Below are 15,526 nucleotides of genomic sequence, written 5' to 3'. Positions count from 1 at the left end.
AATGAATGATTTATTCTTTTTAGCAAGTGCCGCCGGTATTACCGTCGGCCTTGCCGTTTTAGCGCTAGTCCTTGGATTGGTTCTCGCAATGCTATTTACCGCATGGGAATCTGTTCGGTTCAAACCTCTCGCCTTTTTAGGAACCTGCTGGGTCACGCTGATCCGTGGTTTACCTGAACTACTAGTGGTGCTGTTTGTCTATTTTGGAACGCTCCAGCTCATTAACCTGTTAGGTGATGGTATCGCCATTAACTTAGGTTTCTGGCAAGGTACATTCCAAATTGATCCGAGCATTTTCTTTGCTGACAGCGGCGAATTTGACTACACGCCATTCTTCTGTGGTGTGGTTGCGCTTGCACTGTTATATGCTTCTTACGCCTCACAGACCTTGCGTGGTGCCTTGAAAGCTGTGCCTTATGGTCAATGGGAAGCGGGATTGGCTCTTGGATTAAGCAAACGTACCATTTTCTTTCGCTATATCATGCCGCAAATGTGGCGTCATGCCCTGCCGGGCTTAGGTAACCAATGGCTAGTGTTACTCAAAGATACCGCGTTAGTCTCCTTAATTAGCGTCAATGACTTAATGCTACAGACCAAAACCATTGTGAACCGTACCCATGAACCGTTTACTTGGTACGCCATTGTGGGACTGATTTACCTTGCTATCACCCTATTAAGCCAATTGGTGCTAAAACGTATTGAACTGCGCACCACACGTTTTGAACGGAGTGATGCGAAATGATCGATTTAATTCTACAAATATTACCGGGATTACCGACCAGCTTGTCACTGACCTTCAGTGCGTTATTGGTGGCTTTTATCTTAGCCATCTTCTTTACGCTGATCTTATCCCTTAAAACTCCCGTCATTTCACAAGCAGTTAAGGTGTATATCACCCTATTCACCGGTACGCCGTTATTGGTGCAGTTTTTCTTGATTTATAATGGGCCTAGCCAATTTAAGTCACTGCAAGATTACCCAATGCTATGGGAGTTTATTTCGACGCCATGGGTTTGTGCGATGGTGGCGCTGGCATTAAACAGTGCGGCATATTCCACGCTGTTATTCCATGGTGCGGTAAAAGCCATTCCGTCGGGTCAGTGGCAATCTTGCCAAGCGCTGGGTATGAATAAGCTGCAAACCATGCGGATTATTCTCCCTTATGCGTTTAAACGTTCACTTTCATCCTATTCCAACGAAGTGGTACTGATTTTCAAAAGTACCTCTCTCGCCAGTACCATTACGATGCTGGATATTATGGGCTACAGTAGCCAAGTATTTGGGCAAACATGGGATGTCATGGCGTTCGTCGCGGCAGGGATTATCTATCTTGTGGTAAACGCGATTCTGACGTTAATTATGCGTCTGATTGAGCGTAAAGCACTGGCATTTGAACATCGTAGCTAATTTAGCTTACCATTGCGTCCATAAACTCATTGTTTTTACACATAAAAAAGCTTGATTCAACACCAAGCTTTTTTTATATGAAAAATATACATAACCAATTACTTTTGTATATATTGATTTTTGAAAGATAGAACCTTTTTGTATTGGTAGCATGAATTATTGCAAAATAATACTGATTAAATAAGGTTATCTATATGATTACAAAAGTTAAATTTTCCATTCCTTTTCAACAAGCGTCTATTGTTGATTACATCGCAACGAATATTCCCAGTCTATTTGAAAATAAACTTGTCAAAGTCTCAAATATTAGTCCTATTCAAGCGGGTATTTGCCGTGGTCTTTCCACTTGTTTTCTGATGCATGAGAACAATAACCGTGGCACGCAATATATAGAGAAGATAAATGAGTCCTTCGATACTCTAACTCATTATGAAGAGCCTCAAGATACACTCGATGAATATCTTTTAAATTTAACTAAAAAAATTAAACTCGCAGAATTTAACGTTCTAATTCATCAAGCCATCAATGAGCAAATAGATTATGGGAACGCCACTGAATTAAATAATCTATCAATCGATATAAATAATTTCACACTTAGAGAGATAGGTGCTCAGGAAGAAAATATTGAATATTTGGTTAACTTACTTCAAATACCCGAAATCACTCAAAAATTAAATGAACCCGATACGTTTCTCACTGACTATAATTTTTCTGCCAATATAGAGCATTACATAAATAAAATATTGAATAAAGATAGTACTGACCATTTATATTTATCCAGTGAAAATGTAGAAAAAATCAACGAGAAATTATCGAACAAAAAACCATTAACCATAAATGACGCCAAGCTAATTCTAACCTCGTTTTTTCTACATGAAGTAGACAAAATCACCCTTATATCAGCGGCTAGGAAAGTGTATTCCGGATTAATCAATGACAATAGCTATACACTAAAAGATAGACACAATACTAACCATGATGGCGAGTTAAAAACACTCTCTCAAATTGAACTTGATATCGATGAATCGATAAAAAACAATGCCTACTATTACTGCCTTCTCGCTAGCCTAAATCACTGTATGGCCATATCAGCGCAGCGTTGCCATCAAAAAGTAATATATAAATTTTTTGATCCTAATGAAGGAATTTTAATTTCTGAAGATAGCTACGAATTTTTCAATCAATTGTTCCAAATTTTCAATGAGTTTAATATCAATGGGGAAACTGAGCGTTCTTATGCTGGTCACACTCTGCTTAATGTCAGACTTATTCAGAAAAAAACTGATAGTCACAATAGAATAAAATTATTCTCACTAACCAATAATGAAATCCAAGACAATATAAAAAAATCTCTAATAAAGAACAAAATAGAAATTGCATTATCAGAGAATTTCAAAATGAAGCTAAAACACCATGACTCAATAAACAGTGAAACCCAATTGTCGATTGTGGGGTTGAAGAGGAAATGGAACATCTACTCAACTGAAACGGATGTTGAAAAGATGATATTAACCGTTGCTGAAAAGCTCCCATTAATAAAAAACAAAAAAGGTAATTTGTCTATTGATGAATATGGAGAAATTCATCATAGATAGGCGCAAACCTATCTATTTTAGTCACTATTTTCGCTTCAATAAGCTTAGTACTTCATAGTGTGCTGTATGCGGGAACATATCAAACAGTTGAACTTTGCAAACTTCGTATCCTGATAATAACTCAAAGTCTTGCGCCATCGTTTGGGCATTACAGCTGGAATAGAGAATATACTCAGGATGCATATCAGATAAATAATTGCATAAATTCTTACCAATACCGCGGCGAGGTGGATTCACCAGCACTAAATCGGGAATATCTTGGCGACTGGTGGCAAAATTGGTTGAATCTAATGCTTGGAATTCCACATGCTGCAAACCCAGCTCTTGGGCAGACTGACGAGCACACTCAATAGCGGGCGCACTAATTTCAATTCCCGTTAGCCTGATCGTCTTATCCGCGCAATGCAAACCAAAGCCACCCACACCGCAAAACAGATCCCACAAGCTGGATATATTCAGCGCTTTGACCCATTCTCTGGCTGTTTGATATAGCTGTGCAGCCACAATAGGGTTGGTTTGGAAAAAACTTTGCGGGCGAATAAACAGAGGAACTTGGTTAAACTCATCCCTCAGCACATGTTGCTCAGTGAACATAATTTCCTGCTCACCTTCTAAAATAGCCATATGTACGGGCTGAATATTGGCAGTGATCACGGCCAATTGCGGCAATTTTTCTTGTAACCAAGGTAATGCTTTTTGTAATTGCTCAATTTTTTTATCGGAGCGCAAGACAAAACGCAACATAAATTGTTTGGTATGCCAGCTTTGAGTCAGCAAAATATATTTTAGCTCACCGCGCTTACGTTCAATGTTATAGGGGGTTAACCCAGCTCTCGCGATAAAAGGCATAAGCTGCGCGAAGATTTCTGAAAATTCAGTGGGATATAACGGGCACTCCGTTAAACTAACAGCATCTCCATCACGGTTAACAATACCCAAAATCGGTTTTTCAACACTACCACTGACAACCATTTTGGCTTTATTGCGAAATCCTTCAAATGGCCCCGTCACTGGCGTCAAAAATAAAAATGACGCCAAAGAAGGCAATAAAGATTGCAGATTATCTTGTTTACGGGAAATTTGCTGTTCTGGCGATAATTCTAGCCACTGACAGGAGCGACATTCTCCTGCCAAATATTTTTCACAATGCATAGGGTATTTAGTGAATAATCACGGAAGGTTTATCATCAAGGTCGGATTCAGTATCGTCATCATTATCATCCGGCTCTAACTCTTCATACTCATCTTGATTAGCATAAAGCAGATTATTACTGAAAATTTCAAACACAATACCGGAAATTTGCTCTTCGGCTTGCTGTAAGAAATGGCTAAATTGGCGATAGGTAATCCCAGCCTCTAACGAAAATGATTGACTAACCACCAACTTAGGTAGGTTTTCATTATTAATTTCGAGAAAAACTTTTGCCGTTAATGAGCTAGCGTTAATTTGGCTAATATTTGCCACCAGCGTAATGATCGCGGTAGGTTTAAGTTCCGCCAGTGCTGAGAGTACTAACACATTATTAATAATGTCTAATTTAGCATCAAAGATCCCATCAATATTTTGCATATGAGGGAGATGCAAAGCAGCACAAGAATCACACTCGAAATAAGAGGTTTTGAGTTGGTCTAACCACTCACGCAGTTGTGAGATATCTGGGTAACAAATAGAATCCATGATCAATAACCTTCTTCAACTCAAAATAGCGATATACCAAAAATAACCATATTCGTGCCAACCAAGCACTCATACTAACAATTCATTCTAACAATTCATTCTAACAAATAGAAAGCGGACAATTTTCACACATAGCCAGTCTAAACACCAGTAAAACCATGCCCTGCTCTACTTTTCGTCTGGTTTATCATCATCTCGTGTCGCCTCTTTTGGTTGATTACGACGATCACGACTCGCGCCACCCGATTTATTATCAATGCCCAAAAAAGTAAGGCCATGAACGGCTCGCCAGATAATATTGATCATCGCTGGGATTAAACACCCCATTCCAACCAGCACCATTGAGACAATCGCGCCAGAGCTGGCTAGCCATTCCGGCAGCGTAATATAGTCATTAGTGGCAAGTAATACGGTGATTAGTAATAATATTCCGATACCCTCAAGAAATAGAACGGGTTTTGGCATATCCGCTAGTGAGCGCATCGTCCCTTTAGTCTCTTTTATGGGTTTTTGCTGTTGTTCCATGATGTTTTCCTTCGTTTTATTACCTTATATTGACAGTATCGTCACCACCACTAGCAAATTATATAGACTGCCTATAGCTATGAAAGGAAAATTCAACTTTTATTTAGAAGCTGATGTTGGCATAGTATTGGGCATTATTATTTTGTATCTGAATAGTCATTAGAATCTGAGTTCTAAATTTAAGGAGATATTATGTACACTGTTATTTTTGGTCGCCCTGGTTGCCCATACTGTGTTCGTGCTAAAGAACTTGCAGAAAAACTGAAGAATGAACGTGACGACTTCGATTATCGCTATGTTGATATCCAAGCGGAAGGTATCTCTAAAGAAGACTTATCCAAAACCGTTGGTAAAACTGTAGAAACCGTTCCTCAAATCTTTATCGATGAAAAACACATCGGTGGTTGCACCGATTTTGAAGCATACGCTAAAGAAAATCTGAGTCTGTATAAGTAATCAATCTTACAAGACATTTTCTTTTATAAAGCCCCAGATGAGCCTCTCATTTGGGGCTTTATTTTTTCTTTTTGTGCTATGCAAAAATGTTTTCATCAAAAATTGCACTTTTTCTGATCACCGAGAGAACTTTCCTCCTTTGCTGTAGTCTTAATTAGTGCCACTGCTTTTCTTTGATGTCCCCATATTGAGGAGCCCGATAGCCATTTGATTCTTTCATGCTATCGGGTTTTTTGTGTCTAGAACTTTTGCATTACCCTGATAAATCACTGTTATTGAGCAAATATTGATTGAGTTAATGTTTAACAAAAAGTAAATTTGTCAGCTTGAGTAGCAAGGCCTAGAGCGTGTCTTAATTCACCCCTTCCCATTGCTATGTCCCGTCTTCTTGAGAACTAATGTCCGAGGTACTCTGATCGTGCTGGAACAACTAAATCTGGATCTTTTTAATCTGATCAACGCAACGCCTGAGTCCGCAAGTGGTACTATTGCGTTAGCCACAGTGATCGCCAAACGCTTGATCCTTATTTTCCCGCTATTTACTGTTGCGTGTTGGTTTTGGGGTGCGCAGTCAAATATGACTCGCCAACGTACCTTTGCCTGCAAAACGGCTTACGCCATTGTCATTGGCTTAGTAATTTCTTGGTTGATTGGTTATTTTGCACCCCATGAGCGTCCTTTCGTGATGGGCATTGGCTCTAATTTCTTAGATCACGACGCAACTCCGTCTTTCCCGAGTAACCATGGAACTATTGTCTTCACTTTCGTTTTTGCTTTCTTATTCTGGCTAAGAACATGGGTTGGCTTCGTGTTTATGGTTCCTGCCATCGTTATTGCATGGTCTCGAATTTATCTTGGTGTTCACTGGCCGTTAGACATGGTCGGTGCATTTATCTTAGGTGCTATTTCTTGCGGTTTATCTCAGCTGATTTGGGCTGTGGGCGGCAGTGTTATTCAGCAACCAATCACTCGTCTTTACCACCTCGTATTTGGTTCTCTCATTCGTAAAGGATGGATGCAACCTTAATTGGTGATTTAAAGTACTGACCTATTATCAGTGTCAGTACTTTTCCCTTCATTTTCCCCATCATTAAATATTGAGCTAAATCAAAGTTTGTTTTCATTTATTTTTAGCAGTAATAACTTTATTTGAATTTATCAAATAAATATTAAAACAATTAATTAACAAATATTTTGTAACTATTTCTTATTATTTTTTGCGACAAAAAATAAGTATTCTATTTCTAATCTTAAATCCCCTAAAACAATTAACATATTCCGCAAGAACATTAATTAACCAAAAAAATTAATCACGTTATTAATCAATTAACGTAAAGATATAAATCCATTTTATATCAACATGTTAAAATAAAATTCAGCTGGGTATTTCTCTAAAGAATAAAGCGGTTTTTTCATCCGTATTTTCAAGTCATTGATCATCTGATTGACGTTAATTTTTTTATTAACATGATAACGGTTTTAATGTTTTGTATTTTTATATAAATAAATTTGTCGAATAATCATTTTATGAACATTGCCGAAAATCTATGAAAACTAGCACTAAGTTAAATTCCATTAACAATTTTACAAAATTCACTGTGACCTGATAAAGATGGGGGATATTTCTCTTTTGAGATAATGATCACGGCATTTTGTTCTGCTAAAATGTAGATTCTCACACTCAAAATCCACTTTTAAAAATTACTTATAAAATTACAAAACTGATTGAAAATGAATTTCATATTCATCTTAGTTTTATTTCCAATCAGATTGTTACGTATAAAACCATTATTAATGGCTAGACAGTGTATTAACCGATTGTTTATTTACTAACCACTGATTAAACCGTCGATTAATCGTACAAAAAGATTAAGAGCCTAGTGAAATAGGCACCCAATTTTTATTTTTGACTTTTATTTTTGGAGACTATTATGGATACAACAAAAGTTGGTTCCATCAACAAAACAGCCTCGCAAACAGGGAATGCTACCGCTTGGCGTAAAACAGACACCGTGTGGATGCTCGGCCTTTATGGTACAGCCATCGGCGCGGGTGTTTTATTCTTGCCTATCAATGCGGGTATGAGTGGATTACTGCCAGTATTACTGATGTTAGTACTTGCTTTCCCAATGACATTTTTCGCTCACCGTGGTTTAACACGCTTTGTACTTTCCGGTTCAAAGAAAGACGGTGACATCACTGAAGTTGTAGAAGAACACTTTGGTCGTACAGCAGGTAACTGGATCACCCTGCTCTATTTCTTTGCTATTTATCCTATTCTGTTAGTTTATGGTGTTTCTATCACGAACAACGTCAACAAATTCCTGACTGAACTTTTAGGCGTTGGCGCTCCACCACGTTGGTTGCTGGCACTGATTTTAGTCGGTGGCGTCATGGCAATCGTGGCATTCGGTGAAAAATACATTGTTAAAGTCATGAGTATGCTGGTGTTCCCATTCATCGCCGTACTGGTCGCTTTCTCTCTGTACATGGTTCCACATTGGAGCACCGATGTTCTGAGCACATTATCTTTAGACAGCGTAACTGAAGCAGCTAAAGCATCCGGTGGACAAAGCATTTGGATCACTATCTGGCTAACAATCCCAGTGATGGTGTTCGCGTTTAACCACTCACCAATCATCTCTGCATTCTCTGTGGCAAAACGTGAAGAGTATGATGAAGCGGCTGAGAAAAAATGTTCACGCATTCTGGCTTCTGCGCACATCCTGATGGTTCTGACTGTCATGTTCTTCGTCATCAGCTGTGTATTCACGCTGTCTTCAGCGGACCTTGCTGCTGCTAAAGCGCAAAACATCAGTATCCTTGACTACCTGTCTGGTTACTTTGATCAGCCGTTCATCAAGTATGCTGCCGCAATCATCGCCTTTATCGCTATCATCAAATCATTCTTAGGTCACTACTTAGGTGCTCGTGAAGGTTTCAATGGTTTAGTTGAACGAGCATATCGTGCAAAAGGCAAAACTATTGATGTTAAAAAATTAAACCGTGGTACTGCACTGTTCATGTTAGTGACGACTTGGCTTGTCGCAACACTGAACCCTGGTGTACTGGATATTATTGAAAGTCTAGGTGGCCCAGTTATCGCAATCCTGCTGTTCTTAATGCCAATGTATGCAATCAGCAAAGTTCCTGCGATGCGTAAATACTCCGGTAAACTCAGCAATATCTTCGTTGTCATCATGGGTCTGGTCGCTATCTCCGCTGCAACTTACAAGTTATTCTTCTAATTAAAAAAATTAGTAAATAATCAAGTAAATCTAAGCCCTCAATTAACCTATATCAATCTGGTTAATTGAGGGATCTTCTATAATCATCTTACTGACAACAAATACCCTGTAATTGGCAGTTTGATGGGGATCCTTCAATATAGGAAGACAGAATATGATTAGCGTATTCGACATTTTTAAAATCGGTATCGGACCATCCAGCTCACACACTGTCGGCCCTATGAAAGCCGGTAAGCAGTTTGTCGATGACCTCATCCAGCAAAATCTTCTCACTAAAACCACGCGTATTTCCGTCGATGTTTATGGTTCTTTATCGTTGACAGGTAAAGGCCACGCCACTGATATGGCGATTATTATGGGTTTAGCGGGTAATCTGCCCGATACGATTGATATTGATGCTATCCCAGCATTTATGCGCAATGTTGAGCAAACAGGCAAGCTGATGCTGGCAAATGGCCAACATGAAGTTGATTTCCCAACTGAAGGTGGGATGAATTTCCATTCAACCAACTTACCATTACATGAAAATGGAATGACAATTACCGCATTTGATGGCGATAACATTCTGTATACCAAAAATTATTACTCCATTGGCGGTGGCTTTATCGTTGATGAAGAGCATTTCGGTCAAGAGACTGAAAATGCGGTTCAAGTCCCTTACCCATACAAATATGCGGCTGATTTACAAAAACACTGTAAAGAAACGGGACTATCTTTATCTGCATTAGTGATGCAAAACGAATTAGCCCTCCACAGCAAAGAAGAAATTTCTGAATATCTTGCGGCGGTGTGGAATGTCATGAAAGCGGGCATTGAACGCGGTGTCAGCACCGAAGGTTTATTACCAGGTCCACTGCGTGTTCCTCGCCGTGCAGCGGCACTGCGTCGCCAATTAGTGACTTCTGACAATAACAACATTGACCCAATGGCGGTAATTGACTGGATCAACATGTATGCCCTTGCCGTCAATGAAGAGAATGCCGCGGGTGGTCGTGTTGTCACTGCACCAACTAACGGTGCTTGCGGAATTATTCCTGCGGTATTGGCTTACTACGATAAGTTTATTCGCCCAGTCAACGAAAACTCTTATACCCGCTATTTCTTAGTTTCAGGCGTGATTGGTACGCTGTACAAAATGAATGCGTCTATCTCGGGTGCAGAAGTCGGTTGCCAAGGTGAAGTCGGTGTAGCCTGTTCAATGGCTGCTGCTGGTTTGGCAGAATTAATGGGTGGTAGCCCAGAGCAAGTGTGTGTCGCGGCAGAAATCGCCATGGAGCACAACTTAGGCTTAACCTGTGACCCTGTTGGCGGACAAGTCCAAGTACCTTGTATCGAACGTAATGCGATTGCATCTGTTAAGGCTGTAAACGCCGCTCGTATGGCATTACGCCGTGTGAGTGCGCCAAGCGTATGTCTCGATAAAGTGATCGAAACCATGTATGAAACAGGTAAAGATATCAACGCAAAATACCGTGAAACCTCTCAAGGCGGTTTGGCGATTAAGTTAGGTCATTGCGAGTAATTTATCGCTTACATTGCAACGTTGGTGAGCATTATCCAGAAAGGCCTACATATTACGTAGGCCTTTTATTATTCCTAATAAAATCAATAATCAATTAATACAAAATTTTAAAAACCAATACCGCTAATGTGTTGAGCCGTTTGAGTCTGAACAAACATCCCTGCCGTTCCAACCATTCCTTTTACTGACTCTCCCGTATCTTTAATAACGGCTTCGGTGGTTTCCATCAAACTACTCATATTTTCAATTAATTTATCTGCAGCAACTTCAACCGCACTATCGTCAACAACCAAGCCAGTGATCTGAGTGTTGCTCGTGCTATTTCCACCATTAATTGTACCTAAATTAGTCCCTGAATTTTGTGCAGAACCACCTAATGTGCTTCCTGCTGAGCGTTCAGTTTTACGCGAGCTTACGGTTGCTTCAAATGTCACTGTCGACGCTTTAGATGGGTCGTTTAAGATATCTTCACCTTGGTTTGCTAAATCACCTATTTTAGTGAGCATCGGTTTCAGCTGTTTAAATGTTTCCATGTCTGTTTTAACGGACAGCTTATAGAGACGATATTCTTCAGCCAGTTTGGTATAAGATTGAAGTTCGCGCTGCAATAAGGAATCTAGCTTTTTTTTCTCCATCTCTAAGACACCAATTTTTTCTTTCAGTTGAGAGACTTTAGAGCTGCACTCCGACTCTTTTTCAACTTTCTTATTTAAAATGCCCTTTAAGTTGTCGATATCCTTTTCTAAACGCTGAACTTTTGCATTTAAACCTGCTTGATTTTTTCCTTCATCTGCAAGCTTGTCATTCAAAGCGACTACTTCTTTTTGCTTACCATCAATCTTACCTTGAATTTCAGTAATTTTTTCTTCCTGCTTTTTATTACGATCTTGCTGAACTTTCAAACGCTCTTCGAGCTTTTCTTTATCTCCATTCGCTTGATCTAATTTAACTTCCAGCTCTTGGATCTCTTGCTTGCCCGTATCAACCTGAGCTTTGAGTTTGTCTATCTCGCCACGTTGCGCTTTCATATCTGAGCGAAGTTGACTCACATCCCCTTTCGCCTTCACCAGTTCATTATTTAATGACTGCTTTTCTTTTTCACTTTGTGCAAGAAGCTGTTGCGCCACATCCAATTTACCTTGCATATCTTCCGATTGAAAAGCTTGTTCTGCTAACGCTTGCTGCTGCTTCTGTAATTCTAGTTTTTGAGAGTCAATTTCCTTTTGTAAGTTTAATAATTCATTATTTTTACGAATAATTTCTTTATTTGCATCCGCCAATTGTTTTTGCATTCCTTGATATTTTTCAATACCACTTTGTAATTCACGAACTGCATTACCCCCTTTAATAAAGGAGTTTTTATGGTTCACTGAACCCAATTCATTCGTTGCGTAACCCCCATTGAGCTCATTATTATTTAAACCTAAGTTGGTGCTATGACCCCCTTCAATTTCGCCATTATTATCGCCATCGTTACGCGCAGAACCGCCGCCCATAATATGGTTATTGGTATGCAGGTTTAACGTATTACCACCAGTTACAGAGCCACCACCTTTGCCAGAATCCGTCGCATCGCCAGATTTCATCACACCACTATTTTCACCACGGTTATCTGCACGACCGCCATTAACGCTGTTTTCCCCAATCCCTTGCGTATTTTTTTGTAAGGACAGCTGTTGCATTCTTTCTTCCATGGAAATGCCCATTGATAATTCTCCATTTCAATTAATTAAATTAATAAATACATTATGAAATTGAATGAGATAATTTCAGTCATTGATATTTAAATAACAATAAAATAGTTAGCTCTCAAACAATTAAAATGATTATTAAATTGATTTAAAAACATTTCAATTGAAGTTTATCTGTAAGTTTATTTAATGTTATTTACTAAAAAAAAGAGACCTCACAAAGAGGCCTCCATATATATTAATTTTATAATTAGGCTTTAATCATCCAAAAATAGCATTCCACCAGCCAGTAATGGTTTTCATAATGTAATCCCAAATACGCCCTACAAATCCCGCTTCCTCTACGGCTTGTTTTGCAACCAGTGGATGCTGCTCAACCACTTCACCATTAAGAATAAAGTTAATCGTGCCCACCTTTTGGTTCAATGCTAAAGGCGCTTCAAGGGAATCATTATCCAATTTGATATCCACTTTCAGATTCTGTAACTGACCTTTTGGAATGGTCACTGCCACATCTTTTTCGACCCCTAAAGGCACTTCTGAAATGTCACCAAACCAAACACGTTGTTTCTGTAAAACTGCATCCCCTTTAATCGGAGTCACTGTTTCGAAGAAACGGAAGCCCCAAGTGAGTAACTTTTCGCTTTCGGAAAAACGAACGCGGTCACTCGGCGCCCCCAAAACGACTGAAATCAAGCGCATAGGACCATCAGTTGCTGATGCCACTAGGTTATGACCAGCCCCACTGGTATGCCCTGTTTTCACGCCATCGACATGGAGGTTTTGGCTCCACAATAGACGGTTACGGTTAGGTTGGCGGATATTATTGAAGGTAAACTCTTTCTCTTTGTGCAATACATATTCATCAGGCACATCACGGATCAGCGCTTGGGCTAACACAGCCATATCCCGAGCGGTACTGTACTGTCCTTCAGAATCTAAACCATGTACTGTTTTAAAATGCGTATTAGTTAAACCAATTTTTTGGACGTAACCATTCATCAGGTCAACAAAAGATTCTTGGCTGCCAGCAACGTGTTCAGCCAAGGCGATACTGGCATCATTCCCAGATTGAATTACCACGCCTTTATTTAAATCCAACACCGAAACGCGGTCTTTCGGTTTCAAGAACATCAAGGAAGAACCCTTTAAAATTGGATTGCCTGTCGCCCAGGCAGCTTCACTGACTGTCACCATATCTTGCGGCGTAATTTTTCCCGCTTTGACCGCTTGCCCAACCACATAGCTAGTCATGATCTTGGTTAGACTTGCAGGATCCAAACGCTCATCAGGGTTACCTGAAGCCAAAATTTTACCGCTGTTATAATCCATTAATACAAACGCTTTTGCGTCAACTTGTGGAGCAACCGGTGTCTGAGCGGCATAACTGCTGGTGCTCATCACAACGAATAGACTAAACCCGATACCTGTTCCTCGAATTGCTGAGGACAATGTTGTTTTATTCATTGGTTACTCCTTTACTATTAGTAGTGCTATTCAAAGCGTTCATCACAATCAAACCATTTTTAATAAAATATTCACTAGAAACCAAAAATGCAGTCAAATTCATTGAGATACTGCAAAATATTACGTTTATCAAAATCCCCCCATACCCTAAACAAAATAAGTGATGATGACCACCGCAATTAATAAATAATAAAGTTTCTCAATTCATTAATTTCATCTATCTTGTTTAGGTCAAAAATACCGTCTTTAAGTTAAAACATAGTCATGGGAGATTCCAATGTTAACTGTCTGGGGACGTACTAACTCTTCAAACGTAAAAAAAGTACTGTGGTGCTTGAAAGAGCTGAATATTCCTTATAATCAAAAAGATGTTGGTGGCCCATTCGGTGGTGTTGATACACCTGAATATAAGAAAATGAATCCAAACAGCACAATTCCAACTTTACAGGATGAAGGCTTTACCCTGTGGGAATCCAATGCAATTTTACGTTACCTTACGGAAAAATATGATCACTCTCACCTATTGTTAGCCCGTGATTTACAGGAAAAAGCGGCGGCAGATAAATGGATGGATTGGAGTAGCGCTAATTTATTTGACCATATCAAGCAGATGATGAACAAAATCGTTCGCGTTCCTGAAGCGGATAGAGATCCAGCTCAAGCCAAAATCATTTATCAAAATATCGAAAAACTGCTGAAAATTGCGGATGATGCTCTGGCGACTCAGGCCTATTTTAGCGGAGATAAATTTGGTATTGCGGATATCGCCATCGCGCCACTGTTCTACCCATGGCATGAAATTGTAACAGAGCGCCCTGAATTTCCTCATTTAGAGCGCTGGTATCAAACACTGGCCAAACGCCCTGCATTCCAAGAAATTGTGATGTTACCTATCAAATAAGCATTTAGCGTGGCGTTCGTATTGAGCGCCACGGCTTTTATTTAACTCATCGGCATATAAAGTGGGTGGGTAAACTCATACTCAAAACCCATTTCTTGGCAAATACGATTTCCATCGATTGTTTTCCCTTCAGCTTCATTCTCTTCAACCGCAAATTCAGGTGGAGTTAAGCCTAAAGTCGTTGCAGATTGGGTATAAAACTGCTGACGAGTCGGGTGGTCAGGAGCACATAAATTATAAGTATGCCCACCATTGGATTGCTGGATCAACAACAGAATTGCGGCGATCACATCATCTTGGTGCACCATATTAACTGGCTGATTAGCCCCTTTGACTTGCTGTTTCCCGGCTAAGAATCGTCCTGCATGACGCTTTTCACCCACTAAACCAGCTAATCGCAGCACGTCCACTTGAATATTAGGTAAGTCATGAAGCCATTGTTCAACTGCAATTAACGCTTGTGCCGAGGCGGTTTCGCCAAGTAATGGCGCACCTTCATCAATAACACCATCCACATCACCATAGACAGAAGTGGATGATGTAAAAATAACCCGAGGAATTTGATAACTAATTGCGCTATCAACTAACTGCTCAATAGCGACAATATACTCTGAGAGACTGACTTTCGATGGTGGTAATAAAATTACCATCACATCCGCCCCCTCCATTAATTCGCTCAAATCATCAGTATCGCATTGTAATTCTGGCGTCAGTTGCAATTGATAACAGTCAATACCAACCCTTTTGGCAGCTTCAACACCGTCCAAACTCGTTTTCGTTCCCGCGACCGTCATTCCCTGCGCCATCAAACGACTCGCTAAAGGAACGCCTAACCAACCTAAACCAATAATGGCAATTTTTTTCATATTACTGTCCCGCATACTGAGAAAGTGATGACTTCATTGCCTCATAGATTAGCTGAAAATCATTCAACTTCCGAAGCTATTTTCCAAGGGATTAATCACTATAAAAAACCGGGAACTAATTATTATGAGTTATTTTGAAAAAAAGGGTTGCATTCATAGTATGAAATCGG

The 15,526-nt window shown here is 39.7% G+C and carries 14 protein-coding genes; 8 read left to right on the top strand and 6 right to left on the bottom strand.

All coding sequences use genetic code 11. From position 1 onward, the window contains the following. Position 1 precedes the first annotated feature (1 nt). The 3 genes from artQ (at position 2) to QS795_RS05265 (ending at position 3,002) form a co-directional block, all read left to right on the top strand. Positions 2 to 742: an arginine ABC transporter permease ArtQ gene (gene artQ, locus QS795_RS05275; protein ID WP_036951876.1), complete on the top strand. Its 741-nt coding sequence runs from the start codon at positions 2 to 4 to the stop codon at positions 740 to 742. Beyond that, the gene (artM, locus tag QS795_RS05270; protein ID WP_036951879.1) at positions 739 to 1,407 is read left to right on the top strand and encodes an arginine ABC transporter permease ArtM; all 669 of its coding nucleotides are present in this window, start codon (positions 739 to 741) and stop codon (positions 1,405 to 1,407) included. Before artQ ends, artM begins: the two co-directional genes overlap by 4 nt. A 194-nt stretch (positions 1,408 to 1,601) precedes the next feature. Next, positions 1,602 to 3,002, top strand: coding sequence for a hypothetical protein (locus QS795_RS05265; RefSeq protein WP_286272206.1), 1,401 nt, complete (start codon positions 1,602 to 1,604; stop codon positions 3,000 to 3,002). Positions 3,003 to 3,026: 24 nt separating this feature from the next. Here the strand turns inward: QS795_RS05265 and rlmC are convergent, their stop codons facing one another. From rlmC to QS795_RS05250, 3 genes are all read right to left on the bottom strand, one after another. Next, positions 3,027 to 4,154 (bottom strand): 23S rRNA (uracil(747)-C(5))-methyltransferase RlmC, encoded by a 1,128-nt coding sequence (gene rlmC, locus QS795_RS05260; RefSeq protein ID WP_286272204.1) that lies wholly within the window; start codon positions 4,152 to 4,154, stop codon positions 3,027 to 3,029. Positions 4,155 to 4,161: 7 nt separating this feature from the next. Next, positions 4,162 to 4,680 carry a YbjN domain-containing protein gene (locus QS795_RS05255; protein WP_286272202.1) on the bottom strand — a complete coding sequence of 173 codons (519 nt, stop codon included), beginning with the start codon at positions 4,678 to 4,680 and terminating at the stop codon, positions 4,162 to 4,164. A gap of 168 nt (positions 4,681 to 4,848) precedes the next feature. Next, on the bottom strand, positions 4,849 to 5,205 hold the full coding sequence (locus QS795_RS05250; RefSeq protein ID WP_154604330.1) for a YbjC family protein: 357 nt from the start codon (positions 5,203 to 5,205) through the stop codon (positions 4,849 to 4,851). 192 nt (positions 5,206 to 5,397) lie between these two features. Here QS795_RS05250 and QS795_RS05245 point away from each other — a divergent pair, with 192 nt between their 5' ends. From QS795_RS05245 to QS795_RS05230, 4 genes are all read left to right on the top strand, one after another. Beyond that, positions 5,398 to 5,661: a GrxA family glutaredoxin gene (locus QS795_RS05245; RefSeq protein ID WP_006657693.1), complete on the top strand. Its 264-nt coding sequence runs from the start codon at positions 5,398 to 5,400 to the stop codon at positions 5,659 to 5,661. A 418-nt stretch (positions 5,662 to 6,079) separates the two neighbouring features. Beyond that, on the top strand, positions 6,080 to 6,688 hold the full coding sequence (gene ybjG, locus QS795_RS05240; protein ID WP_181478191.1) for an undecaprenyl-diphosphate phosphatase: 609 nt from the start codon (positions 6,080 to 6,082) through the stop codon (positions 6,686 to 6,688). Between the two features lie 904 nt (positions 6,689 to 7,592). Beyond that, positions 7,593 to 8,909: a serine/threonine transporter gene (locus tag QS795_RS05235; RefSeq protein WP_286272195.1), complete on the top strand. Its 1,317-nt coding sequence runs from the start codon at positions 7,593 to 7,595 to the stop codon at positions 8,907 to 8,909. A 154-nt stretch (positions 8,910 to 9,063) separates the two neighbouring features. Beyond that, the gene (locus QS795_RS05230; protein WP_286272193.1) at positions 9,064 to 10,431 is read left to right on the top strand and encodes an L-serine ammonia-lyase; all 1,368 of its coding nucleotides are present in this window, start codon (positions 9,064 to 9,066) and stop codon (positions 10,429 to 10,431) included. 107 nt (positions 10,432 to 10,538) lie between these two features. Here QS795_RS05230 and QS795_RS05225 read toward each other — a convergent pair whose 3' ends face one another. Continuing rightward, positions 10,539 to 12,113: a coiled-coil domain-containing protein gene (locus QS795_RS05225; RefSeq protein WP_286272191.1), complete on the bottom strand. Its 1,575-nt coding sequence runs from the start codon at positions 12,111 to 12,113 to the stop codon at positions 10,539 to 10,541. A gap of 270 nt (positions 12,114 to 12,383) precedes the next feature. Then, the gene (locus QS795_RS05220) at positions 12,384 to 13,589 is read right to left on the bottom strand and encodes a serine hydrolase (RefSeq protein WP_318626991.1); all 1,206 of its coding nucleotides are present in this window, start codon (positions 13,587 to 13,589) and stop codon (positions 12,384 to 12,386) included. A gap of 277 nt (positions 13,590 to 13,866) precedes the next feature. Here QS795_RS05220 and QS795_RS05215 point away from each other — a divergent pair, with 277 nt between their 5' ends. Beyond that, on the top strand, positions 13,867 to 14,490 hold the full coding sequence (locus tag QS795_RS05215) for a glutathione S-transferase family protein (protein WP_154604335.1): 624 nt from the start codon (positions 13,867 to 13,869) through the stop codon (positions 14,488 to 14,490). A 41-nt stretch (positions 14,491 to 14,531) separates the two neighbouring features. On the opposite strand, the gene QS795_RS05210 is transcribed toward QS795_RS05215, so the two are convergent. After that, complete coding sequence (locus tag QS795_RS05210; RefSeq protein WP_286272186.1) at positions 14,532 to 15,356, bottom strand: SDR family oxidoreductase; 825 nt, start codon at positions 15,354 to 15,356, stop codon at positions 14,532 to 14,534. Positions 15,357 to 15,526 lie beyond the last annotated feature (170 nt).

It is taken from the genome of Providencia zhijiangensis, from assembly GCF_030315915.2.
GTDB classification, from domain to species: Bacteria; Pseudomonadota; Gammaproteobacteria; order Enterobacterales; family Enterobacteriaceae; genus Providencia; species Providencia zhijiangensis.
This window is presented reverse-complemented; position numbering and strand designations above follow the sequence as displayed.

Excerpts from the sequence above, each read along its gene's own strand:
- QS795_RS05230 (WP_286272193.1), top strand. The coding sequence starts at position 9,064 with ATGATTAGCGTATTCGACATTTTTAAAATCGGTATCGGACCATCCAGC.
- QS795_RS05210 (WP_286272186.1), bottom strand. The coding sequence starts at position 15,356 with ATGAAAAAAATTGCCATTATTGGTTTAGGTTGGTTAGGCGTTCCTTTA.
- QS795_RS05215 (WP_154604335.1), top strand. The coding sequence starts at position 13,867 with ATGTTAACTGTCTGGGGACGTACTAACTCTTCAAACGTAAAAAAAGTA.
- QS795_RS05265 (WP_286272206.1), top strand. The coding sequence starts at position 1,602 with ATGATTACAAAAGTTAAATTTTCCATTCCTTTTCAACAAGCGTCTATT.
- QS795_RS05245 (WP_006657693.1), top strand. The coding sequence starts at position 5,398 with ATGTACACTGTTATTTTTGGTCGCCCTGGTTGCCCATACTGTGTTCGT.
- QS795_RS05255 (WP_286272202.1), bottom strand. The coding sequence starts at position 4,680 with ATGGATTCTATTTGTTACCCAGATATCTCACAACTGCGTGAGTGGTTA.
- artQ (WP_036951876.1), top strand. The coding sequence starts at position 2 with ATGAATGATTTATTCTTTTTAGCAAGTGCCGCCGGTATTACCGTCGGC.
- QS795_RS05250 (WP_154604330.1), bottom strand. The coding sequence starts at position 5,205 with ATGGAACAACAGCAAAAACCCATAAAAGAGACTAAAGGGACGATGCGC.
- rlmC (WP_286272204.1), bottom strand. The coding sequence starts at position 4,154 with ATGCATTGTGAAAAATATTTGGCAGGAGAATGTCGCTCCTGTCAGTGG.
- QS795_RS05225 (WP_286272191.1), bottom strand. The coding sequence starts at position 12,113 with ATGCAACAGCTGTCCTTACAAAAAAATACGCAAGGGATTGGGGAAAAC.
- artM (WP_036951879.1), top strand. The coding sequence starts at position 739 with ATGATCGATTTAATTCTACAAATATTACCGGGATTACCGACCAGCTTG.
- QS795_RS05220 (WP_318626991.1), bottom strand. The coding sequence starts at position 13,589 with ATGAATAAAACAACATTGTCCTCAGCAATTCGAGGAACAGGTATCGGG.
- QS795_RS05235 (WP_286272195.1), top strand. The coding sequence starts at position 7,593 with ATGGATACAACAAAAGTTGGTTCCATCAACAAAACAGCCTCGCAAACA.